Source organism: Helicobacter aurati (assembly GCF_003364265.1).
Taxonomy (GTDB): Bacteria; Campylobacterota; Campylobacteria; order Campylobacterales; family Helicobacteraceae; genus Helicobacter_A; species Helicobacter_A aurati.
This window is the reverse complement of sequence record NZ_NXLW01000005.1, coordinates 53,750-78,222: the sequence shown is the minus strand read 5'-3', so window position 1 is coordinate 78,222 and position 24,473 is coordinate 53,750. Positions and strand designations below refer to the sequence as shown.

Below are 24,473 nucleotides of genomic sequence, written 5' to 3'. Positions count from 1 at the left end.
TTGTTAGAAGAGGCACTTAATATATTTCTTCGTCCCCAATAGTATCTGTGAGCAAGTCAACTGGCGTGAAGATTCTACGTAGGATATTGAATGGTGCTTTTATAATGTCTGCGGCTAAAGTAATATGAACTTTAGGATCGCTGTATTTTCCTAGTAAAATAAGATTAGTGCTAATTTGTCCTTCTCTCCCAAGTATCAAATATCCGATAATTGGAATCTTATTAATAAATTTGCTTAGATTTTTTATTGTAGAGATAGTCAGATTCATATTCATTTCTTGAGAATCTTTGTCGATAATGCCCCAACCATTTACGTCCATTGAAGGTCCAAGTAAAAAAATATTTTGTAGCCCTATATAATCATTATTCATAGCAAATAAGATTTTTCCGTAGTTAATTTGATAGCCTTTAGTCGTGATATGTGGATTCTTAAAAATAAATAGAGAGGGAACGGTGTCGATTAACGAAAAAATATTTTGCATTGCTTTGAAATTTGTCAACGATGTATTTTGGAATTCTGTTGAACCATTCAAGATTCCATCGCGATAGAGTAAGTCTAGGCTAAATATCCCATCTTCTAAGATTTTTTTTCCGTCTCGTGTAGAAGTTAGAACGGTATTCAGGAAATCTCCGCTGAAATTTTTTGCATGCAAGCTTACATTATCTTTAATAATATTAGCATTAAAGATTCCTTTCCCATATTGCCCGTCAATAATGATTCGCTCGTCAATAAAACGTGCGGTAACGAAATCAAAAGGCATGGTATAGCCCAAAAAAGTAAATTGTAAATTTTCGCCTAGAATATTGAAATCTATTGGATTGATTTTCATTTTCTTGCGCAATTTGTTTTTTATAGCTATAAGTTGCATTTCTTGTCGGATTGCTGCTTCCGAATATGGCAAATCTTCTTTCTTTTTGTCTTTGAATAATTCTACTAGGAATGGAATCTTTGAGGAATATGCTTCGTCTAAATCAATGCGATAGCCTTTTATACGAAGCATGCTTAAAGAATCTTGACTTTTAAAATCAAGATTGGAATTAGCCGTGATTGTTAATGCTCCATCTTTTATTTTTCCTTTAAGCGTCAGAAAGGTAACTCTTTGATGTGAGATTGTGTAAAGTGGATGCTCTAATTGTGTAAGATTGAGCACAAATTCCGCTTGAAGCAATCCGCTATTGATATGTTGATTGGTTGTTTTATGTGGCGAGCTATTTGCAGAGTTAAGAATAATGTGCGTACTTTTTGTCTCTGTTTGAACATGGGTTTGTGTTGTATGTATAAGTTCTTTTTTGTTTATCGTATTGTCATTATTACGTAGATTTGTTTGAGTGGTTTTATTGTTGTAGGGAATTTGCATGTTAAAATTTCCGTGCGCCAGACCGTAATAACGCGCCAATGGAGAAAACTTAAGTATTTTTTCAATATTTTCTATTTTGATAGTAAGGTTCCCGTTAGATTGCGATAAATATAAACTCAATGCAGGAATATTCAAGGATATTATATCGTTTGCAAAAGATAAAGATAAATTGAGACTTGTGTCTTTAATACGTAAGAAATCGTGTTCTAAACTTAATCCTTGTTGTTCATTTTGGATTTGTTGAAGTGCTAGAGATTCTAGTTCTTTGGTACTTAATTTTTTAAATGGTCTTGTTTTTTTTGTTCTAATTTTTAGTTCGTCCCATACAGGGTTGTTCTTAAGCTCTTTGAGGACGTTTTCATCATTTTTTGCTTTGTTCTCTTCTTTAGAGATGTTCGCTATATTTTCTTGTTCTTTTATGCTAAGGTGTGGCGGAGTGTTGCTTGGCGGTAAGGCACTATTATGTAATTCTATTTCGCTTTTATCTATTGGCATTGAATCGTGAATAGTAGAGGATTGTTTATCGTGTTGAGACAAAGGTGCATTGACCCGTGAAATAGTGTATCCGTAATTTTTAAGAGCATTTTGTATATTTTTGTTTTGTAGAGAATTATTGGCATATTTATCTAAATAGATTCCATCATGTTGCATAACATTAGTCTTATGAAGCAATGTTTGTTTATCGTTTAATTGCTCGCGATTGTTGTTTGTTTGTTCATTGTTAAAGACATAAATATTATTTGTATGCAGTCGGCTTTCATAGATGTAAGTATTTGCACGTAGTGTTTTTTGTTGCAAGTCTAGCAATACATTAATATCCGCAGTTACAATGTCTTTCCATTGCACTTTAGTGCCATTAATATATATAAAACTCTGTTTAGGCGTAATATCTAATACTACATTTAATTGATGGGCATTTAATGGAATTTTAAAGACGGATATATTTGTTGATTGTGCTTGTATCAATCCTTGCACAGAGAAAAGATATTCTGTTACACGCTTTTTGTTGTGTTCGATTGAGATTTTGAGGTGAAGATTCGTGGTTTTGTTGTTTTTTGCATAGAAAGTACGAAGAGATTCGTTTGTAATTGTAGTATCGGGATTTAGTTCAAGGATTCTGTCATACAAAGAAGAAGTTTTTGCAGTCAGTGAAGACGTATTATTGTGTTTGGAGTCTGTTACTCTGGATTTTTTAGAATCTTGTTGTGTTTTATCGGAGGATTCTTGGCTATAGGCAGTATGTGTATTAATTGCTGTAGTTACCGTATTCTCTGTATCGTGTATGGTTTGTTGTATGGTGGCAGAATTAAACACCTCTTTTTCTTGTTGCATATAGATGTTTTGTTTTTGGTTTTTTGCAAGGGATTGTTGTGTTACTGGCAGTGAAATACCGTAACTTTCGAGAAGTTTGTTTAGGTGAGAATCTAATCGCACATTTGTTCCATTTAGAGAAATATAAATATTTGCATTTGGCATGTTGGCAATTAAAACTTCTGAACCATGCAGATTCATATTGGCAAATGTCGCATTCAAAGGAGTAATTTTGAGATTCGCATCAGCAAACTCCAGTAATACTTCTGGCGAATAAATGGGTGTTACTTCAGGATTCAACGTTACTGCTGCATTGTTTATGCGCATTTTTGCTTTTGTATTATGCAAAAGACTTTGTGCAATATCATTAATATGTATTGTTGTATCAAATTGCGTGAGCTCTATGGAATCATATTTTACTTTTTTATACAACCAATTTTGTAGTGTTTCTCTTAGCGATGGGTTTTCCAAATCATCAATATATGGTTTGATTGACTGAAGATTCTTAAGTATGGCACTTGAGGCACTAAGATTTATTTTTTGGAAATCTGTTATGCCGCTTGCCTTTACAATTTCTTGGGATTGGATAACTATCCCGCAGTTAAAGAGCAACTCTTTTTTTGGAATGACATAGATAATGTTACCGTTCATTGCGGCAGGATGATTCTTAAAAGTGAAAGTGTTGATTTTAAGATGAATATTATTTTGGTTGTTTGTTATGCTTAGATTCGCATTAAATAGCGGTGTATCTAGTTTATAGTTTGCATTATTATAATAAATCGAGATATGTTCATTATTTGCTAGCATAATATTTTTTAGCTCTAAGGTTTCAAAATAACTTAATACATATAGAGTACGTTGGATGTAAGTCGTAGTTTTTTGTAGGATTTCCGCAGTATTAGAGGTTGATGTTGTTGCAGTAGAGTTAAAGTTGCTTATATCCACATTATCTGCCCGCAGTGTTAGTTTTTCATTTAATTGGAAGAATACATTTTGCATTTTGATGGGACCAAGTGCAATATGTGAAATGCTAATTCCCTCTCGTAAGATTTTGTATCCTGCAATAAGTAGAATGGAGACAAGTAGCATGAAAGTCAGTGTACGCACAGCAGGACGTCTTTTACGTTTGCTAGGGGGTTCGCTAGTAAAGATTTTAGGCAAGCCTCCCGTATTGCTGTGTTGCGATTTTGTTTCTTTTTGTGTATTATTAAAGAGAAAAACAGATGTAGAAAGGCTTGAAATGAGTTTTTTATTCATAGTTGCTTTGTGCATTTGTTGCTTTGTATTATGTTGCATTGTTATAAGGGGGGTTATATGTTGCAATAGTGCTAAGGTAATGTTAGAATCTTCTGCAGATTCAGATTCTTTGTACTTAGAATCCAAATCAGGTGCTTTTGAGGAAGAAGGTTGCTGTTGTCCGTTGTTAGTCAATACTAGATATAGTGATTGGTGCGCTTTACGATTTTGCTCCGCTAGAGTAAGTTGCTCTGTTTTTTGGCAAGGTGCTGCAAGGGCATTTGTATGGTTGAAGCTTAACTTTTCGCCGTTTTCGCTTGCAGGAATTTGTAATATTGTTTGCGGATCTGTATTGGTTTTATTACTCGGCATCTGTTTTTATCTTATTGTTCCTATGAAATCTGAAAGAGTGATATTTATTCCCATGGGTTCAGCAAAAAATATTATAACATATTTGCAAAACAAAGGCTATGACATTAATCGCTATGATGTTTACTTGCTTCGTTTGATGGGTAAGCCCCAAAGTGGTTGGATTGAGATTCCAGCACAATATATACAGTCTAAAATTCCTCATCCTATTGTAGATTCTACGTTAGAGAATGTTGATGTAAATTTTGATATTTTGCTTACAAAAGCTAGTTTTCTTTATGCCCTTACAACCGCAAAGGCAGCCACAAAAAACATAACGCTTATACCCGGTGAAACCAATTATTTTTTATTGCGAGATATTGCCAAAGTCTTTCAGTTGGATATTCAAAAATTAGAGAGTTTTTACGCGCTTTATGCGCCTTATAGCGATGGGGTTATTTTAGCAGACACTTATAGTTTGCCTTATCATGTTAGTGAGGAGTTTGTTATTCGGAATCTTATTGAACATTCGTTAAAAAAGCACAAGGATTTAGCCAATGAATTGCTTGGATATTATGATGAGCAGTCTTGGTTTCAGATTATAGCGAAAGCATCGATTATTCAAAAGGAGGCTGCTAATATAAAGGAAATGCCACTAGTATCAAGCGTGATTGATAATCGCATTGCAAAAAACATGCCTCTTCAAATGGATGGCTCGCTTAACTATGGAAAGTATTCGCATATTCGTATCACTCCAGAGAGAATCCGCAATGACACAAGTGAATTTAATACTTATAAGTATGTTGGGATTCCAAAAACACCAAGCGGCAGCGTAAGCATAGAGGCTATTAAGGCTGCTATACTTCCAGCTAACACAAATTATTTATATTTCATGAGAAATAAAGATGGCGTACATGATTTTACCCACAACTATCAAGAACATCTTAGAAATATTAGCAAGGCAAAAAATTAACACTTATTATAAAAAATGTGAAATTTTATAACATTTAAATTTTCTTTAAGTCAATTTGTAAGAAAATTTTGCTAATCAAAGCGAAACGCAAAATCTGAAGCTTTAATAGATTTATCACTTACTTTGCAATTCCTTTGTGAAAAATAGGAGAATCAGATGAACATACATGAATTTCAGGGAAAGCAGGTTTTAAAAAAATATGGTGTAGCTGTGCCAAGAGGCCGTATTGCAAATAATGGTTACGAGGCTAAAGCAATTGCAAGAGATCTTGGTGGCAGTGTATGGGTTGTAAAAGCACAAATACATGCAGGCGGAAGAGGAAAGGCTGGTGGCGTAAAGCTTGCAAAGAGTTTGGATGAAGTAGCAACCTTGACAGATTCTATGCTTGGAATGACGCTTGTTACCCATCAAACAGGTCCAACAGGAAAGAAAGTTGGAAAAGTATACATTGAAGAAGGCTTAGATATAAAAAAGGAATTTTATATCGCTGTGGTCCTTGATAGAGGGTTAGAATGCCCTATTGTCATAGCTTCGACAGAAGGTGGAATGGAAATAGAAGAAGTCGCAGAAAAAAGTCCTGATAAGATTATTAAAGTTGCAATTGATCCCACTATTGGATTCCGTTCATTTCACGCATTAGAATTAGCACTTGGACTTGGTCTTACAAAAGAACAGCAAAAACCTTTTAGTAAGTTTGCAAAGGCACTTTATGATGTTTTTATTAATGAAGATGCAGAGCAAGTAGAGATTAATCCTATGATTCTCACAGGAGATGGAAGTTTCTTGGCACTTGATGCTAAGCTTGGTTTCGACAATAACGCATTGTATAGGCATTCAGATATTGTTGCTATGCGAGATTTTACAGAAGAAGAGCCAAGTGAGATTGAGGCAAGTGAGAGCAATCTAAGTTACGTGAAGCTTGAAGGTAATGTTGGCTGTATGGTAAATGGGGCAGGGCTTGCAATGGCTACAATGGACATCATTAAATATGAGGGTGGACAGCCTGCTAATTTCTTAGATGTTGGCGGTGGTGCTAATCCGCAAACGGTTGCTAAAGGATTTGAAATTATCCTCAAAGACAAAAATGTTAAGGCTATTTTTGTCAATATTTTTGGTGGTATCGTGCAATGCGATAGAGTTGCAAACGGAATCATTGAGGCAACAAAAATAAGTAGCGTTGATGTTCCTGTTGTGGTGAGACTTGACGGTACAAATGCAGAGAAAGCTAAAGAGATTCTCAAAGGTGCAGGCATTAAGAATCTTATTGCAGCAGAGAATTTAAGAGATGGCGCGAAAAAAGTTGTAGAAGCAGCGAAATAAGTGTGTAAAAATAATATGTTAAGGACAGGATATGAGTATTCTAGTAAATAAAAATACAAAAATAATCGTTCAGGGTTTTACCGGTAAAGAAGGTAGTTTTCATAGTGAGCAATGTTTGGCTTATGGAACACAAATTGTTGGTGGAGTAACTCCAAATAAAGGCGGAACACAGCATCTCAATAAACCTGTATTCAACACAGTAAAGGAAGCAGTGAATAAAACAGGTGCAAGTGTAAGTATGATTTTTGTGCCACCGGCTTTTGTGGCTGATGCTATTATTGAGGCAGCAGCTAGTGGCATTAAGCTCGCTGTTGTTATCACAGAGGGTGCGCCAACAAAAGATATTATGTTTGCAAAGATTTATGCAAAGAAGCAGGGTATGGATATGATAGGGCCAAACTGTCCGGGAATCATTACAAGTGATGAGTGTAAAATTGGTATTATGCCCGGTTTTATTTTTAAGAAATCAAATACAAATATTGGTTTGATTTCTAAAAGTGGAACTTTAACCTATGAGAGCGCAAATCAACTTGTTCAGCAAGGATTAGGCATTTCGACTGCTGTTGGAATAGGCGGGGATCCTATTATCGGATTAAGTTACAAGCAAATTCTCCCAATGTTCGAAGCAGATTCTGAAACGAAAGCTATTGTTATGGTAGGTGAAATTGGTGGAAGTTTGGAAATTGATGCCGCCGCTTTAATTAAAGAGCAAATTAAGAAACCTGTTGTTGCATTTATTTCTGGTGCTACCGCACCCAAAGGAAAAAGAATGGGGCATGCAGGAGCGATTGTAAGCGGTGGAAAGGGCACTGCAGCAGAAAAACAAGAAGCACTGCGAAAAGCAGGTGTTATTGTTGCAGAGAGTCCAGCAGAAATTGGTTCAACAATGAAGAAGCTAATAGGCTGAACTATGTATCGAAACCTTAACCCAAAATTAAGAAGGAGAAGATAATGTCGGATATTTTAATGCCTGAAAATACCCCTGTATGGGTGAATGAGGCACGTTGTAAGGCTTGTGATATTTGTGTTTCGCGATGTCCAGCTGGCGTATTGGCAATGCAGCTTGATGCGCACAAAGTATTGGGCAAAATTGTAAGAGTTATGTACCCACAAAGCTGTATTGGTTGTATGGAATGTGAACTCCACTGCCCCGATTTTGCTATTACTGTTGCTGACAGAAAGAAGTTTAAATTTGCAAAAACAGATAAGGTTGCGCAACAAAGAGCAGATAAGATTAAAGCAAATAGATTTATGGCTATTGAGGAGGGCGTGAATAATGCGTGAAGTGATTACGGGTGGCAATGAACTTGTCGCGATGGGCGCGATTGATGCGGGTTGTAAATTTTACGGTGGTTACCCAATCACACCTAGTTCAGATGTGATGCATGAAATGGCGCATTTATTGCCACATCATGGCGGTAATTTTATCCAAATGGAAGATGAGATTAGCGGTATTTCAGTTGCACTTGGAGCATCTATGAGCGGTGTGAAAGCAATGACAGGAAGTTCTGGTCCAGGGATTTCATTAAAAGCTGAACAAATTGGTTTGGGTTACATGGCAGAAATTCCATTAGTGATTGTCAATGTTATGCGCTTGGGTCCGTCAACAGGGATGCCAACAAGAGTAGGTCAAGGGGATGTTGCCTTTGCGAAGCATCCAACGCACGGAGATTATAAGTCTATCGCTTTGGCACCAGGTACATTAGACGAGGCTTATACACAAAGCGTAAGGGCATTTAATCTTGCTGAAGAATTTATGCAACCTGTATTTTTATTGCTCGATGAGACTTTAGGGCACATGTATGGAAAAACACAATTACCAGACTTAGAGGAAGTACAGCAAAATAATAAAATCAGAAAGCAGTTTAATGGGGATCCTAAAGATTATAAACCCTATGGCGTAGGTCCAAATGAGCCAGCCGTGCTTAATCCTTTCTTTAAGGGGTATCGTTATCATATTACTGGCTTGCATCATGGAGCAATAGGATTCCCTACCGAAAATGCTGTAGAAGGGCAAGCATTAATTGACAGATTATTTAGCAAGGTTACGAGTCGTGCAGATTATTTGAGCAATAATGAGGAATTGTATCTTGATGATGCAGAAATTGCTGTTATTTCTTATGGAAGTGCAACTTTAGGTATTAAAGAAGCTTTGCATGAGTTAAGGAGAACATCTGAAATTAAAGCGGGATTGTTTCGACCTATAACAATATGGCCAAGTCCAGAAAAAGAAATTAAAGCTTTAGGCAAGAGATTCAAGAAGATTCTCATGGTTGAACTAAATAAAGGGCAATATTGTGAAGAGGTTGAAAGAATATTGGGTCGCAAGGTAGAATTTATGGGACGTGCGAATGGAAGAACCATTTCCCCTAATGAAGTGATTGAAAAGTTACGTTCTATGAAATAATTATATAAAGGAAGAAGAATGGCTTTTAATTATGACGAATATTTACGTGTTGAAAAAATGCCAACACTTTGGTGTTGGGGTTGTGGTGATGGCGTTATATTAAAAAGTATTATCCGCGCTATCGATTCGGTTGGTTGGGATATGAATGATGTTTGTTTGGTAAGTGGTATTGGTTGTAGCGGTAGAATGAGTTCTTATGTAAATTGCAATACTGTACATACTACACATGGAAGAACACTTGCGTATGCCACTGGCATTAAGCTTGCTAATCCCGATAAACATGTTATTGTTGTAAGTGGCGATGGAGATAGTTTGGCTATTGGCGGAAATCATACTATTCACGCATGCAGGCGAAACATTGATATTAATCATATTATCGTTAATAATTTTATTTATGGCTTGACAAATTCTCAAACATCGCCTACGACCCCAAAGGGTTTTTGGACGGTTACTTCTCCGGGTGGAAACATTGACAATCAGTTTGATATTTGTGAACTAGGTATAGCCGCTGGCGCAACTTTTGTTGCAAGAGAAAGTGTATTGGATCCTAAGAAAATTGAGAAAGTTTTCATTGAAGGATTTAAGCACAAAGGTTTCAGTTTATTTGATATTAACTCTAATTGCCATGTGAATCTTGGAAGAAAAAACAAAATGATAGAGGCTACAGATATGCTTAAGTGGCTCGATTCTCGGATCTTACCAAAACGTAAGTATGATGAGTTAAGTCCCGAAGAAAAGAAAGATAAATTTCCTACTGGAATATTAAAACATGATACACAAGCAAAAGAATATTGCGAGGCGTATGCCGAATATAAGGTAAAAGTAACTGCAAAAAAAGGAGGGCACTAATGGAACATCAATTACGTTTCACAGGCGTTGGCGGACAAGGTGTTTTGCTAGCTGGTGAGATTCTTGCGGAAGCTAAAATACTTGGCGGTGGTTATGGAGTAAAGGCATCTACTTATACTAGCCAAGTACGTGGAGGACCAACAAAGGTTGATATTTTACTTGATAAGGATGAGATTCTTTATCCCTATGCAATGGACGGAAATATCGATTTTATGTTGTCCGTTGCGCAAATGAGTTATGATATTTATAAGTCAGGTATTAAAGAGGGTGGTATTGTTGTATTAGAACCAAATCTTGTGAAACCAACTGATGAAGATAGGGATGTATTTAGAATTTATGAGATACCAATAATTACTATTGCCAAAGAAGAGGTTGGGAATGTTGTAACACAAAGCGTTGTCGCATTGGCGGCAACTGTTGCTTTTACAAATTGTGTTGCTGAAGAACTTGTTATAGAGACTATGCTCAGTAAGGTCCCTGCAAAGGTTGCTGAAGTTAACAAAAAAGCCTATGAGCTTGGTAAAAGATATGCTCTTGAGTGTTTAAGTAAGGTCCCTGCATAATTTTCATATACCCATTTAGAATCTTTGTATGAATTTACAAAGATTCTAAATACTCACTTCTTTCCTTATACCTATCGCTTTTTAATTTATGAAGTTTTATAATCTTAATGCAAAAGGATTAGATATGACTACGAATTCTACAATAAGTTTTGAAGAAGCAAAAAAAATCTTTGAAAGACCTTTTATGGAGTTGTTGGCTGATGCACATAATGTGCATATTAAGCATTTTCGAGCAAACACAATCCAAATTAGCACCTTATTGAGTGTAAAGACAGGGGCATGTATTGAAGATTGTGCGTATTGCGCACAATCAGCACATTATCAGACTTCTATACAAAAGCACAAATTGTTTGATACAGACACGATAGTAGAATTTGCCAAAGTAGCCAAACAAAAAGGGAGTCATAGATTTTGCATGGGAGCATCAGGTAGAAGTCCTAGCGACAAAGAATTAGATTCTCTTTGTGAAGCTATTATAAAAATTAAAGCGATGGGACTAGAGACTTGCGCGACACTTGGTTTATTGACAGAATATCAAGCACAGAAATTAAAAGAAAGCGGATTAGACTTTTATAACCATAATATAGACACTTCGCCAGAATTTTATCCCAAGATTATTAGTACACGTACATTACAGGATAGACTAGACACAATTCAAGTCGCACGTGATGCGGGGCTTAAAATATGTGCGGGAGGCATTATGGGCATGGGAGAAACCAATGAAGATAGAATTAATATGCTCGTAGTATTGGCAAATTTCCCTATTCCCCCAGAATCGATACCTATTAATCACTTAGTTAAAATACCAGGTACGCCATTGTCTATTAATAAAAGTGGAGATTCTAAAAATAACGATTCTGTTGATACTATTGATTGTTTTGATTTTGTACGAATTGTTGCACTTGCCAGAATCCTTATGCCGACTTCTTATATTAGACTTGCAGCAGGGAGGAATGCTATGAATGATTCTCTACAAGCGTTATGCTTTTTTGCTGGAGCAAACTCTGTATTTTATGGAGAAAAGTTGCTTACTACAAGCAATAACACCACATATCAAGACGATATGTTATTTAGCCGATTAAATCTCCAAAAAGAGTATTTTACAGAATCGAGCGTATAACTGCTCTGCAACTAGATACAGACGCATTGAATACCTTGTGTAAGTAAGATTGCTATGTAAGATGTTCCTGTTGCATGTTTTATATGGGCATAACGCGTATATTTTCTGCTAGATGTTGCTTTAGCACTTCTTCTATTGCATAAAGAGTACCTGTTGCGGCACTTGCACATCCATCACATGCACCCATGTAACGAATATATATATCAATGAAATTATCACTTGAATCTTTAATGTCGAGAATTTCCATATCACCACCATCCATCATAAGCATCGGACGAATGTGTTCATCAATAGTTTTGTCTACTGCTTTAACTTTTTGCGCAATAGTCATATCTTGGAAGAGAAGCTGATTGTTTGCTGATAGATTTGCTCTATTTTTCAGCAGTTCCCTTTCAATTTCGTTTCTTACATCGGCTAAAATATCTACCAGATAGTGCTCTCTTTGTTCATGTCCTCCTGCACGAATACAAGATTTACAGAATCCACCAGCTTTTGTGTATTGCGTGATTTCTTCAATCGTTTTTAGATTATTGAGCTTAATAACTTCTTTGATAGTTGAGAGGCTCACTCTCGCACACTCACATACGATGATTTCTTCTTCAAAATCTTCAGCATTTTTTCCTAAATAAATTCCCGCTGCTTTTTTGATTACATCATAAGCCATTACAGAGCAATGCATTTTTTGACCGGGAACTGCAGGAGTATCAGGATTATCGCGAAGAGCGTATTCAACGTCAAGATTTGTGATTTTTACTGCCTCTTGAACCTTTTTACCAAGACACAGTTCTACCATCATATCTGAACTTGCAATGGCTGTTCCACAACCGAAACTTTTAAATTTCGCATCAATAATTTTGTCATCTTTGTCTACAAGCCAATAAAGACGCACTGCATCGCCGCAAGATTCTGCGCCATAATCGGCTACAACTAGCTTTGCATCTTTTGCTTCTGCATCTTTTTGGGTAAGTACACCCAAGTGTGTAGGATTGTCCATTCGTTCACTAACTTTGTTAGAGTAGGCGTCCCAAAGAGCACCGCCAATTAAATCATTTTTTGCCATTATCTTTCCTTAAATTTTATGTTGGGTTATAGAGAAGTTACGCAATATATGAACTAGAAATATTACGTAAGCGTGAGACGGCTTTTTTAAAGACTTCTATTGTATAGTCAATTTCTGCTTGAGTAGTGAAACGACTAAGTGAGATTCTAATCGCCGTATGCGCCAATTCTTTATCTGCACCAATAGCTACCATTACAGGATTAGCTTCTAGATCTTCACTAGCGCATGCGCTTCCAGTGGAGGCAGCAATTCCAGCCTTATTAAGATCCCACAACATTGCTTCTCCTTCAATACCACGTAAACTTATTAACGTGGTATTGGGCACACGATGGATTCTATTGCCGATAACAAACACATCTGGAATTTGCATAAGGGCATTTTCTAAAGAATCACGAAGTTTTTTTACAATGGAATTTTCAAAATCTAAAAAGTCAACAGCAAGTTTCATGGCTTCTCCCATGCCTATAATGTAGGGGACATTCAGAGTTCCACTGCGCCTACCACGCATATGTTCACCACCATGCAACAAAGGACTAAGTGCCACTCCTTCGCGAATATATAGTCCGCCAATACCTTTTGGTCCATGAAATTTATGGGCACTAAAACTTAAAAAGTCAACATTTGATTCTTGCACACATACAGGAATCTTACCGATAGCTTGGACGGCATCGCTATGAAATAACACTCCTTTTTCTTTGCAAATTGCGCCTATTTCTTTAATGGGGAAAATAAGCCCTGTTTCATTATTCGCCCACATGATACTTACCAAAGCTGTTTTATCGGTGATTGCTTTATTGACTTGTTGCGCAGTAATCATGCCATCGCGATTGATTGGCAATCGCGTAACTTCTACCCCTAAGCTTTCTAAAAAAGTGCAGGTTGCGCTAATTGCTGGATGTTCAACTTCTGTTGTGATGATGTGGTTTTTATTTTTGTTGTGGATTGCATCAAAATATACTCCTTTTAGTACCCAATTGTTTGATTCTGTGGCACAACTTGTGATAATGATGTCATCATTATCACTTGCATTAATTCCCTTGTAGAGTTTTTCAAGTGCATCTTGTATTGCTGGATGTGTTTCTGTGCCATATTTATGAAGACTGTTTGGATTGCCAAACTTTTCACAAAAATATGGCTGCATTATGTCTTTTACCTTTGGGTCTATCATTGTAGTCGCGTTATTGTCTAAGTATATTCTTCCTTGCATTATTGGACTCCTCAATTGTTAAAAATGTTGCCAAGTTTTTGTTTTTAAATAAAGTGATTATGTAGTAAGTTGAAAATATACCAAAATTTAAGGTGCTTTGATGAAGAATTAGATTAACTATACTCGCTAAAAACTCTAAATGTGTAGTTATTTTACACATTTAGAGTTTTTAGCTCAATATAAAATAAATGTCAGTTCATATTTCAGAAATTAGTGGGTAGCTTGTATAATCTGTTAAATTCTTCAAAGAAAGATTCTAATTTTTGATTATCTTTTATTCCTTTTTCATTCTCAAAGCCCGAGCAAATATCAATTAACATGGGATTAAGCGTTAAGATGTCTGCAAGGTTGGTTTTGTTGATTCCTCCAGCTAGCCAAAGATTGTTTTGGAAATGCGGAAAAGATTCTGTCAGTTGCGAAAGCTTTTTTCTATCCAATAAGTTATTTTGTCCTTCACTGCTATCCCATAGTATCCATGTTTGTGATGTATGAATGTTATATGCGTGAGAGGAATTATGTCTGTTATTGTTAAGGAAAGATTCGATTTTTAATGCAGGATAATGAGGAAAATAATGAGTCGGACTAGAATCTTCTTTTGTAATGTGAGAGATATTATGTAGCTGCAATGCATCTAACATTCCTAGTTCGAGTAGTTCTAAGCCAATTGCTAAAGAGTTTGATAGTACTACACCAATTCTTAATGGTGGTATGATTCTGATACTAGGGTCTTGCATATCTCCATCATAGTATTGATGCAGCTTTTCATTTGCTTTTTGCACAAAATCTTTATCGACAAATCTGACACTTTTCTCTGTAAGAATGAATCCTAGTAAGTCTGCTTTGGGTATGGCAGCTTCCAAAAATTCTAAATTGTTAATACCACATACTTTCACTAAAGGAATTTGTGTGGGCAAAGAAAACGTATTACTATTTCGCCTAGAGTCCTTAAAAGAATTTGCGATTTGATTTGTAGGAGATTTTTGTAACTTTTGCCATATCTGATTTTTATTATAGGATCTTAGGAGTAGCTTTTGATAAAAAGGTTGATAGGTTTGTGGTTGTGCCATTTTTAATTCATGGGATTGCATACCGACGTTGATTGCACCTTGTTGCAGTGCTTTATGGAAATCACTAATGCTTGTATTGTGGACTTGTTTTGAATCTATTTGAGGCATAAGTGAAGAGACTAAGAAACTTCCACAAAGAATACCCGCAAAACCGCTATTGGCAATCATAAAGCATTCGCTTGGACTATGAATACCTGATTCAAAGATAACAGGAATATGCTGCGGAATCTTTGCACGCAACCTTAACGCATTCATTTGGTTAATTTGAAAATTGCGTAAATTTCTTGAATTAATTCCTATGATAGCCTTTTCTAAGTTGAGTTTCGCAACACAATCCCACTCTTCGTCATTATGGACTTCAATCAGAGGAGTGAGGTTGAATTTCAGAGTCTCTTTGTAGATTTCTTCAAAGTCTTTAAAGTTATTTAAGAATATTCCTGCAATAAGCAACACCATATCTGCGCCAGCAAAATAACTGTTTGCAATTTCCTCTTTCTGTAAAATAAAGTCCTTGCGTAAAATGCAACTATATGGGAACGTAGTCTTGATATTTTGCAGATCTTTAAGGCTGCCTTGAAAGTAATCTTCTTCACAAAGTACAGAGATGGCATTAGCACCTTGTTTGAGATATTCTCCGACAAGGCTTAAGGGATTGGGTATAGAAGCGATTCTACCTTGTGTAGGGCTGGCGCGTTTAATCTCTGCTATGATAAAAGATTCTGGATTGTTTGTACGTATATTGCGGATAGATTCATTATTGATTTGTGTGGTAAATGATATATTGCTACATGCGGATAATGGCATGTTTCTAGTATGCAATAAACTAGGTTGTATAAGAGGTACATTGCGTTCATTGGAGATATTGTGTCCTAGGTTGCAACCTAAAGAGCGCATTTTTGCTAGTTTGGTTTGGCAAATTTTCTCTAATATTTCTATATCACTAAATTGTTTTTTGGATTGAATAGACATAGCAAACTCTCGTGTAAATGTTGCATTGCAAATATTGATTATAATGTTCGTTGTTTGAGAACTTCTTTGAAAACTTCAATTTCATCTTGTACCACGATGTCATTAAAACCATCTAACATAATACCGCATTCATAACCTTTTGTAACTTCTTTGACATCATCCTTGAATCGTTTTAAGCTTGAGATTTTGCCATTCCATATTACAACACCGTTGCGCAACAGGCGTACGTTTGAGCTTTTTTCTACTTTTCCATCAAGCACTATACAACCAGCAATCGTGCCAAGTTTTGTAACAGTAAAGGTTTCACGAATACTAAGCATACCAACAACTTCTTCTTCAGTGATTGGGGACATAAGTCCACTTAGTAAGGCTTTCATGTCGTCTATCAAATCATAGATGATCGAGTAACTTTTGATAGTGATTCCTAGATCTTTTGCAAGATTTTTTATTTCACTTGTAGGACGGACGTTAAAGCCTAAAACTATACAATTATTGCTTGTGTTTGCTAGATTAATATCACTTTGTGTGATTCCGCCAATTCCAAAGCTAATAATATTAATTTCAACTTCTTGATTATTTAATCCCTCAAGACTTGCTTTAATCGCTTCAAGACTTCCTTGTGTATCTGCGCGTAAAACAATGGGAACATTTTTAATTTGTCCTTTTGCAACCATAGAGCTTAATTCATCAAAAGTAACTTTTGTGCTTTTGCTTAGCTGTTTTTGACGTAAGTACGCATTACGTTTGTTTGCCATTTCTCGCGCAATAGAATCATTTTCTACAACCTGTAATAAAGCCCCAGCTAGTGGTACTTCAGAGAGTCCTGTGATTTGTGCAACGCCGCTTGGTTCAAGTTGCGTGATAGACCGTCCCGTATCGTCTCTTAATGTTCTTACTTTGCCATAAGCTGTATCAGCAACAATACATTGTCCGATTTCCAAGACGCCTTGTTGCACGATAATAGTTGCTACCGATCCCTTTCCTATCTGTTGACTGCCTTCTAAGACAATAGCTTTTGCCTTTGCTTTTTTGCTCGCTTTTAATTCAAGAATCTCTGCTTGTAAAAGGACGGTCTCAAGTAACACATCAATCCCTGCACCGGTTTTAGCACTAATAGGAATGAATTCATATTCACCACCCCAATCCATTGGCGTAAATCCGAGCTCGGCACATTCAGATTTGAGTTTATCTGGGTTTGCCCCTTCTTTATCCATTTTGTTCATGGCAATAATAATTTGTACTCCAGCTGATTTTGCATGATTTAACGCTTCAATGCTTTGTTGTTTAACACCATCATCTGCAGCAATCACTATAATGGCAATGTCAGTTACTTGTGCGCCACGACTCCGCATTTGCGCAAACGCTTCGTGCCCTGGAGTATCAATAAAGCTAATCCATTTATTGTTTTTTTGTACCATGTATGCCCCAATGTGCTGCGTGATTCCCCCCGCTTCACTACTTGCTATGCGAGAATTACGAATATAGTCAAGCAATGAAGTTTTCCCATGATCAACATGCCCCATAATTGTAACAACAGGGGGTCTTTCAACCAAATCAGATTCCACAATTTCTTCCTGATCATTATATAATGGTATGTTTTGTTGTATTGTTACGTCAATATTGTATTCGCTAGCGAGAATCTCAATGGTATCTTTATCTAAAAAGTCATTTTTTAATACTTTCATACCAAGTAAAAAGAGTTTGCCTAAGACATTTCCTAATTCAAGGTTGGCTTTTTCTGCAAACTCATAGACTCGAATCTCTTCAGGCAAAACAAGTGAAGTAATAATATTGTTGTTACGTTTTGCTTTTTGATCTCTATTTCTTTTGCTTCTTCCTTTTGATAATCTTGCTATAGATCCTTCTTTAATCCATGGACTATAATGGTTTACTTTGATTTTGTCATCTATTGGATTTTTTTTATTTTCTTTTTCTTCAAAACTCTCTTGGGGCACTTCATACATATCAATCAGCATGATTTCATCTTGTTCATCATCGTAATCGCTAATGCCCATGTCTCTTTCCATATTAATGACATGAGAAGTGTGCTTCTGTTGTTTAGCGGTTGGCTTCTCTTTTTTCTTTTTGATTTTACCTTTGTGTTCCGTGTGTTTTAAACTGTCAAGAATCTGTGCCGAGTCCCTTTCTTTTTTCGGATTATTTGTTTCTGTTTTATCATTTTTACTAATTACTCGAATAGAGCTAATTTTTGGTCCCTTATTTATATCTTTAGGATCAAATCCTTGTGGTATGGTATGAATATCTTGAGGATGAGCAGTGGGATAGTCAGAGGTCAGTGATGCAACATTTTCTTGTTGTTTGGCTTCAGAATCCTTATTGTCGTTTTGTATATTCTGGGATGATTCTGATGATTTTAAACTATGTTGCAATGTTGTTTGTTTGTTTGTTTGATGTTTTGTGGAATCGAGTATTGCTTTTTGTGTGCTGACATTAGATAATTCTTGCCCTGCGGATGTGTTTCTGCCTTTACTGACAATTTGAATCTTTTTTACTTCTTTTGTTTCTTGTGGTACAGCAATAGAGTTTATTTCGGATTTTGTTGTAGCAGTTGGGTTTATTTCCTTAGTGTGTTCATTATTGACTTGAGAATCGTGCGTAGAAGATGATTTATACGTAATCTCTTCTTGCATTTGCGCAAAGTCTTGGGAATCCTTGTTTGTTTCGTTACTTTGTGATGCGTCTAGCATAGGCTGTATATGTTCTTGCTTTTGCTTGTGAACTTTTGTTTTGTTCTTGCTTGGTGTTTTAAAGTTGCTTGGCAGTTTACCCGTAGTAATATATTCGTAGAGTATACTTGCTTCCTCTTCTGTGAGGTTTGTTGTAACATTGCGTACTTTAAATCCTATTTCTTTTGCTTTCTCTAGCACTTCTTTTTCTTTTGTAGTTGCTGCTTCTCGTGCTATTTCTCTGATGCTTGGCATATTTGCGCTATCTCCTTAAGTTGTTCCTCGATATTATTAGTATTGTTAATGTATCGTTTTATATGATGAATTGTTTTTGGTTTAGTAAGACATTCATTACATATATAAAAACTTCTGCCACTTCCATTATATGGTACAAGCTTAGATTCTTTTGCCTTAAATCGTATGAGTTTCCACTGTAATAGTCGATTTTTACATGCTATACACATTCGAATGCTTTTTATAGCATAGAATCTCGCTTTATATTCCCTTTGATTTGCTTTCAATACATACTATCCTTTCTCAAGTTTTATTCCATCGTTGTCAAAATCTACGCATATAACACGAAATTTAGGGAATTGTATTTGCAATTTTTGTGTTAATTTTTGTGCTTCTTCGGTATAGCAGAGATTGAAAATCGATGAACCACTTCCTGATAAAGAACTCATGAGCGCACCATTATCTAGCGCAAATTTTTGCACATTGAAGAGAATGGGGAAAGTTTGCATACGTTGCGATTCGTGCAGTTTATCTTTCGAACTTTCCTTAAGCATATCCCACTTGTGTAGGGCAAATGCAAGACTTAACACGGAGGAACGTGAAAGGTTATATACGCAGTCTTTTATATTATAGTGCTTAGCTAAAATATTACGAGATTTTTTTGTAGACATGGAATGATTAGGGATTACTATAACAGCTTTTATGTTGTTGGGGATTCTTTGCCTAATAGACATTACATTGTACTCATTGTTCATACCACTATATATGAGGCTTGCGTTAAATCCACCCATAACAGTCGACGTAATGTTGTCTGGATGTTTCTCATATTGCAGGGCAAGATTAAGAACTTCTTGTTTATTGGGTATTTTCTCTGCCATTTTGAATGCAGAGAAAATCGCTCCTACAATAATTGCACTTGAAGAGCCAAGTCCTCTTGAAATTGGTATTTTATTGTGGAATGTGAAGTTAAAAGCAGATTTACCGCCTAAACTTGTATAAATTTGTGTAAAAATTCGCACAAACATATTGTTTTCTATGAATTTAGGGCTTTGTTCACCCTCACCACAGACTTTAATACATTGTTCTTTTGATTCCACAATACTAAAGTGATTTCTGAAATTAAGAGACAAACCTAAGCAATCAAATCCAGATCCTAAATTCGCACTTGTTGCTGGCACAGAAAAATGCAAGTCTTATCTCCTTGTAAAATCTTTAATCAAATATAATATTATTATAGCAAATATTGAGTATTTTACTTTGTATTTGACCTATAAATAAAAAAGTGCACAAAAAACAAATAATCCAATATTGAAGATGCAGCAAAACGCAAGTAAAGCAACAAATCCTAATATTTTTATCCACCATAAATCTGAACTCAATATTCTAGTTGATAGGGTATTCTTATTGTATTTTTTTTTGCGTTTGTTGGGTTTATTGGATGCCATGCTAAGAATATAAAGGATGAGTATAATGGTACAGCTAGCAAAGCTTAAAATAACTTGAGAATTTAAAGAGAGATTGAACGTTTCTTCATCAATATGATTCTGTGCGAGCAATAACAAGGTAATGACACACGAAATGATCCACGCGATTAACAAGCGTAAATTAAATATTCTGTATTTTGAAAAAACATATACCAAGAGACATACGCAACAAAACATCGCAACTACAATACCATACATTAAAGGAGCAGATTGCAATATTACTGAAATTTTAGCGATATTTACTGCATGAGAAATAGAATATAATGTATCCATTACCATCCTTAATACAGCGCATTAATTAGGTATTGAGGTGTGTTAAACTAACTAATAGTCATTTTTTATTTATGTGTTGTGTCAAATGCGCAATCATAGCAAGAATCCCTTGCTTAAAATAAGACGTGATTATATCATAGTATTTCATATTCCCTGCAAATGAATTTGTAAGCAATAAAGAAAAGCTTAAATGCAATATACTTCCCTCAAAGAGGATAATACTTTTGCGTAAAGAATGTTTTGCAATCAATGTTTGCAAAAGAGATTCTACGTTATCAATGACTTCGTATAAATCGTTTATGTTGCGGACATCTGTGTCGAGCAATGCACTAATTTGCATAGATAATTCTTGAGTAGGCTGAAGAATCTCATGATTATTCAATGTAAGCTCAAAAGGTAAAAAATTTTTTTTTAAATTTTGTATAGCTATTGGTTTATTGATGTCTCGTAAGGAAAATTCATCATCGTTATAGCTTAAAGCCCCTGTAATTTTTGCCCCATAGCCTAAATTAATAACCATATTTGGTTTATATAAGTCAATGCAATGGGCTATGTTTTTTGCGCTTAGGTAAAACAAATCATTGCTATACACTTCTAAATTCTTATTGGATTCTACTTGGAAACAATCTTTTGGAATCTCTTTGGTTTCTTGTCCATAAAAGCTATTTTTTGCATGTTTGCTATAACCCTTAATATAGCCGCAATCAATGCCGCATAAAATCACATCACTTCCTAGCAAAGCAGCTAGTGCTACTCCTGCGTTTCCAACGAATGGTGCACTAAATTCTAAAACAGATAGTTTAGAATCTAGGTAGGCACTTGCACTTCCTCCGCGCATAAACGCGAAAGATTGTTTTGTGAGTGTTACGGCATCACAATTAGTTGTTTGTGCGAATATAAGGGGAATATCTCCTAAATTTGCTTCCTGTAAAATTTGTGAGAGATAGGGTACGCGTTCAATTTCGATTTGAAAGTCTGGTTTGATACCATGATGACGTAGGACCTTAAGAGCCGTTCCGCAGCTAAAAATAATCATTTTATTTTGATATGCCCGAATAAAATCTATACATAAATCAAGGCTTGCCCCATTTCCAACAACACAAATTGGAGCATTGACTCGTTTAGGACGTTGTAGAATAGAGCAGTTTGCTAAGTTATTAAGCGCATTATGAAAGCCTATCATCTCATCTTCAAAGCTTCCCCAACCTCGCATAGCAGCTTTTTTTTCTTGCATAATGAGATTCTGTAATGCTTGTGTTTGCACACTTGTGTAATGTTTAAGTTCAAGGCTTAAAAAATTATTGGTTAGTCGTTTTGTAGCAATGAAGCTTTTAATGATGGTTGGATAAATGTCTTTGATAATAATAAGGCAGCTTCGTTCTTTGACAGATTCGAAGAGTCTCTGATAATCAAGGAAATATAAAGAGATTCTTAGCAGATCAATATGCTCTTCATAGATAATAAGAGAATGGAATGAAAAACCTTGTTCTAGTAAATCTTGTAAAAAAATGCCGCCCATAAGTCCATAAAGAGTTGTTTGAGGTAGAAATTTAGAATCCATAAAACAAGTTAATAGATTGTTGTATGCTTGCGTATTGGCTATTGTTGCTAACTCTTCTTGTGCTTTATTGGAAGAATCTGCATTATCATTACATGAATCAATAGATCTATCTTGTAAGGTATGTAAAACGGATTGCAGCATTTGATTGTAGTATTTACCTGTGATTGGTAATTTATCTTGATTAACGAAGTTGGATTCTATGGATAAAGAAAAATTATAAGAGAGATTCCATTTCGGATGTTGCAGAGGATTCTTTGCAAGGTCTTTATGGGTATCTAACATGGTAGAAATCATTTTAGGTTGCATTGGGTTTGTTGATTGTATGTTGGGCATTAATGGATATTGCAAGGTTTGGCTAGGTAAATGGATAATGTTATAGCCAGAGGAATCCACTTGGAGATTATAATGTATTGGATTCTCTTGCAAGGCTTGGAATAGTTTGTCATTATATTCTCTGAAAAATTGCATGTTTGTGTAATAAGTGATTTGGAGTTGTTGTTCTAAACTATAATGTTGTGGTTTTTGCGGATTTGATTCGAAAGATTGCATAATAACCTCATACCAATTGTGTGCAATAAAGTAAATGGTATTGTAACATTATTCGCTTATATTTATTGCTATTGTCATAGAGAGTAGAGTTATGCGATATTTTAGTGGTTTTGGTTTACAAGATGAATATTGTTTTTTTGCCCCATTATTAAATAATTTCGGTTTTACATTGACTGAATTTGATATTGTAGGATTTGACTATGGAGCACAATTAGCATTAGAGTATGCGTATAAATGTATTACTAATGGGCAACGCGTAGGGAAAGTCTTGCTGCTTTCCCCATGTGTGTATTGGCAGAATCTTTCTTGGTTTAATTGGGGCGAAGTCGATAAAGTATTAGTGAACCATGATAATATAGCAACGTCATTGTCTCGTTTTCCATTGCAATCAGATGTGCCTTTTACGCATACCCGCTTGGCATCTTATATGCGATTTCTATATAAACAGGATTCTAGGCAAGATACAACAAGGGAATATTATAGCCTTGTAGCAAGATGCGTGAATTATTACAAAAATCAACGTGCAAAATATATGCAAAAAGTATATCAAGATTATGGATTATTGTTTAATGGCTATGATTGTAGTGGGATAAAAGAGCCTAATTATTTTGAATATAGGTATAAAGATTCGCTAATGAATACGTATTGTATTCGTCCTAACATTGGAGATTTAGTGAATCTTTTGTCTTACAATTGGATTGAGATAAAAGAAGTTGCCCAAAAAGCAAAATCGTTAATAATTTTTTGCGGAAAAAATGATAGAATTGTTAATTCGAATTTTGTGTCAAGCTTTTTTTCACGTTTTGGTTATTGTTTTTTGCTGCATTCTTGTAATCATTTGTTAAGACAAGAATCCTTGCAGCTTGGAATATAGAAAAGCTCACATTTTCTAAAAGAGGCTTGTTATTAATGAAAAAGAGATCGTTTTCTGGCATACAACCTACAGGAAAACTGCATTTAGGTAATTATTTGGGAGCGGTTAAGAATTGGGTAGATAGTCAAGAGCAGTATGACAATATTTATTGTGTTGTAAATTCCCATGCCATTACTGTTTATCACGATCCTAAGGAATTGCAACAAAGAACATTTGAATTATTTGCGATACTTCTTGCCTGCGGGTTGGATTCTAAGTATTCGAAAATGTTTGTACAAAGTCGCATTGATTATCATGCTGCCCTTGCATGGATTTTAGATTGTAATATTGCGATTGGTGATATGAATCGTATGACACAATTTAAAGATAAATCACAGAAGAGTCCTAAAAACATTAATGTTGGTTTATTTAATTATCCCGCTCTTATGGCGGCAGATATTTTGCTTTATCAAAGTGATATTGTACAGATAGGGGATGATCAAAAGCAACATTTAGAACTTGCGCGTGATGTTGCTATACGATTTAATGAAAGATATGGAACTTGTTTTACAGTTCCAGAGCCTATCATAGCTGAAGTCGGTGCTAGAATCATGTCATTAGATAATCCTCAAGCAAAAATGAGTAAATCTAACACATCGGAGAATGGTATTATTTATATGTTAGATTCTAAAGATGCTATTGTTAAAAAAGTCAAACGCGCTGTTACTGATAGCTTAAACCATGTTGCTTTTGATACTAGTCGTATAGGACTCTATAATCTTTTATCTATCTACGAATGTTTGACAAAGAAACCAAGAGATGAAATTGAAAAAAGTTTTACAGGCTATGGTGATTTAAAAATAGCATTGGCTGAAGAGATTTTTAGAGAGTTAGAGCCAATTCAACGGAAATATTATCAGTTAACTAAGGATATTGGTTATATTCAGCAACTTGTGATACAACATGAAGAATATATTAAGGATATTGCAAGTGATACCTACAATAGAGCTAAAAACTTGGTTGGCTTAATTTAACTTTTAAATAT

At 35.4% G+C, this 24,473-nt stretch carries 19 protein-coding genes; 10 read left to right on the top strand and 9 right to left on the bottom strand.

All coding sequences use genetic code 11. From position 1 onward, the window contains the following. Window positions 1–16: 16 nt before the first annotated feature. Window positions 17–4,276, bottom strand: a complete 4,260-nt coding sequence (locus tag CQA66_RS03815; RefSeq protein WP_104762428.1) for a YhdP family protein — start codon at window positions 4,274–4,276, stop codon at window positions 17–19. A 52-nt stretch (window positions 4,277–4,328) separates the two neighbouring features. Here CQA66_RS03815 and CQA66_RS03810 point away from each other — a divergent pair, with 52 nt between their 5' ends. The 8 genes from CQA66_RS03810 (at window position 4,329) to bioB (ending at window position 11,484) form a co-directional block, all read left to right on the top strand. Beyond that, window positions 4,329–5,225, top strand: coding sequence for an endolytic transglycosylase MltG (locus CQA66_RS03810; RefSeq protein WP_233707666.1), 897 nt, complete (start codon window positions 4,329–4,331; stop codon window positions 5,223–5,225). A gap of 156 nt (window positions 5,226–5,381) precedes the next feature. After that, the gene (sucC, locus tag CQA66_RS03805; protein ID WP_104762429.1) at window positions 5,382–6,545 is read left to right on the top strand and encodes an ADP-forming succinate--CoA ligase subunit beta; all 1,164 of its coding nucleotides are present in this window, start codon (window positions 5,382–5,384) and stop codon (window positions 6,543–6,545) included. A gap of 31 nt (window positions 6,546–6,576) precedes the next feature. After that, a complete protein-coding gene (sucD, locus tag CQA66_RS03800) occupies window positions 6,577–7,452 on the top strand; it encodes a succinate--CoA ligase subunit alpha (protein ID WP_104762430.1) in 876 nt (291 codons plus the stop codon). Between the two features lie 44 nt (window positions 7,453–7,496). Continuing rightward, complete coding sequence (locus tag CQA66_RS03795) at window positions 7,497–7,829, top strand: 4Fe-4S dicluster domain-containing protein (protein ID WP_104762431.1); 333 nt, start codon at window positions 7,497–7,499, stop codon at window positions 7,827–7,829. After that, window positions 7,822–8,952, top strand: coding sequence for a 2-oxoglutarate synthase subunit alpha (locus tag CQA66_RS03790; protein WP_104762432.1), 1,131 nt, complete (start codon window positions 7,822–7,824; stop codon window positions 8,950–8,952). The genes CQA66_RS03795 and CQA66_RS03790 overlap by 8 nt, the downstream gene beginning before the upstream one ends. Window positions 8,953–8,970: 18 nt before the next feature. Next, entirely contained in the window at window positions 8,971–9,801 is an 831-nt protein-coding gene (locus tag CQA66_RS03785; RefSeq protein WP_104762433.1) for a 2-oxoglutarate ferredoxin oxidoreductase subunit beta, read from the top strand. Continuing rightward, window positions 9,801–10,364, top strand: a complete 564-nt coding sequence (locus CQA66_RS03780; protein WP_104762434.1) for a 2-oxoglutarate:acceptor oxidoreductase subunit OorC — start codon at window positions 9,801–9,803, stop codon at window positions 10,362–10,364. The genes CQA66_RS03785 and CQA66_RS03780 overlap by 1 nt, the downstream gene beginning before the upstream one ends. A gap of 124 nt (window positions 10,365–10,488) precedes the next feature. Continuing rightward, window positions 10,489–11,484 (top strand): biotin synthase BioB, encoded by a 996-nt coding sequence (gene bioB, locus CQA66_RS03775; RefSeq protein ID WP_181882232.1) that lies wholly within the window; start codon window positions 10,489–10,491, stop codon window positions 11,482–11,484. Window positions 11,485–11,563: 79 nt separating this feature from the next. Here the strand turns inward: bioB and CQA66_RS03770 are convergent, their stop codons facing one another. The 8 genes from CQA66_RS03770 to CQA66_RS03735 form a co-directional block, all read right to left on the bottom strand. After that, window positions 11,564–12,544, bottom strand: a complete 981-nt coding sequence (locus CQA66_RS03770) for an iron-sulfur cluster assembly scaffold protein (RefSeq protein ID WP_104762435.1) — start codon at window positions 12,542–12,544, stop codon at window positions 11,564–11,566. A 37-nt stretch (window positions 12,545–12,581) separates the two neighbouring features. Then, a complete protein-coding gene (locus CQA66_RS03765) occupies window positions 12,582–13,751 on the bottom strand; it encodes a NifS family cysteine desulfurase (protein WP_104762436.1) in 1,170 nt (389 codons plus the stop codon). 203 nt (window positions 13,752–13,954) lie between these two features. Continuing rightward, window positions 13,955–15,787: a phosphoribosylanthranilate isomerase gene (trpF, locus tag CQA66_RS03760; RefSeq protein WP_104762437.1), complete on the bottom strand. Its 1,833-nt coding sequence runs from the start codon at window positions 15,785–15,787 to the stop codon at window positions 13,955–13,957. A 38-nt stretch (window positions 15,788–15,825) separates the two neighbouring features. After that, window positions 15,826–18,729, bottom strand: a complete 2,904-nt coding sequence (gene infB, locus CQA66_RS03755) for a translation initiation factor IF-2 (RefSeq protein ID WP_104762438.1) — start codon at window positions 18,727–18,729, stop codon at window positions 15,826–15,828. Continuing rightward, window positions 18,708–18,995, bottom strand: a complete 288-nt coding sequence (locus CQA66_RS03750; protein ID WP_233707667.1) for a DUF448 domain-containing protein — start codon at window positions 18,993–18,995, stop codon at window positions 18,708–18,710. The genes infB and CQA66_RS03750 overlap by 22 nt, the downstream gene beginning before the upstream one ends. 6 nt (window positions 18,996–19,001) lie before the next feature. Further along, entirely contained in the window at window positions 19,002–19,898 is an 897-nt protein-coding gene (thrB, locus tag CQA66_RS03745; RefSeq protein ID WP_104762439.1) for a homoserine kinase, read from the bottom strand. 78 nt (window positions 19,899–19,976) lie between these two features. Then, entirely contained in the window at window positions 19,977–20,465 is a 489-nt protein-coding gene (locus CQA66_RS03740; protein ID WP_104762440.1) for a hypothetical protein, read from the bottom strand. Window positions 20,466–20,523: 58 nt separating this feature from the next. Continuing rightward, entirely contained in the window at window positions 20,524–22,575 is a 2,052-nt protein-coding gene (locus tag CQA66_RS03735) for a motility associated factor glycosyltransferase family protein (RefSeq protein ID WP_181882231.1), read from the bottom strand. 91 nt (window positions 22,576–22,666) lie between these two features. On the opposite strand from CQA66_RS03735, the gene CQA66_RS03730 reads away from it, so the two are divergent. After that, the gene (locus CQA66_RS03730) at window positions 22,667–23,449 is read left to right on the top strand and encodes a hypothetical protein (RefSeq protein ID WP_104762441.1); all 783 of its coding nucleotides are present in this window, start codon (window positions 22,667–22,669) and stop codon (window positions 23,447–23,449) included. A gap of 35 nt (window positions 23,450–23,484) precedes the next feature. Next, on the top strand, window positions 23,485–24,462 hold the full coding sequence (gene trpS, locus CQA66_RS03725) for a tryptophan--tRNA ligase (protein WP_104762442.1): 978 nt from the start codon (window positions 23,485–23,487) through the stop codon (window positions 24,460–24,462). Window positions 24,463–24,473: the final 11 nt, after the last annotated feature.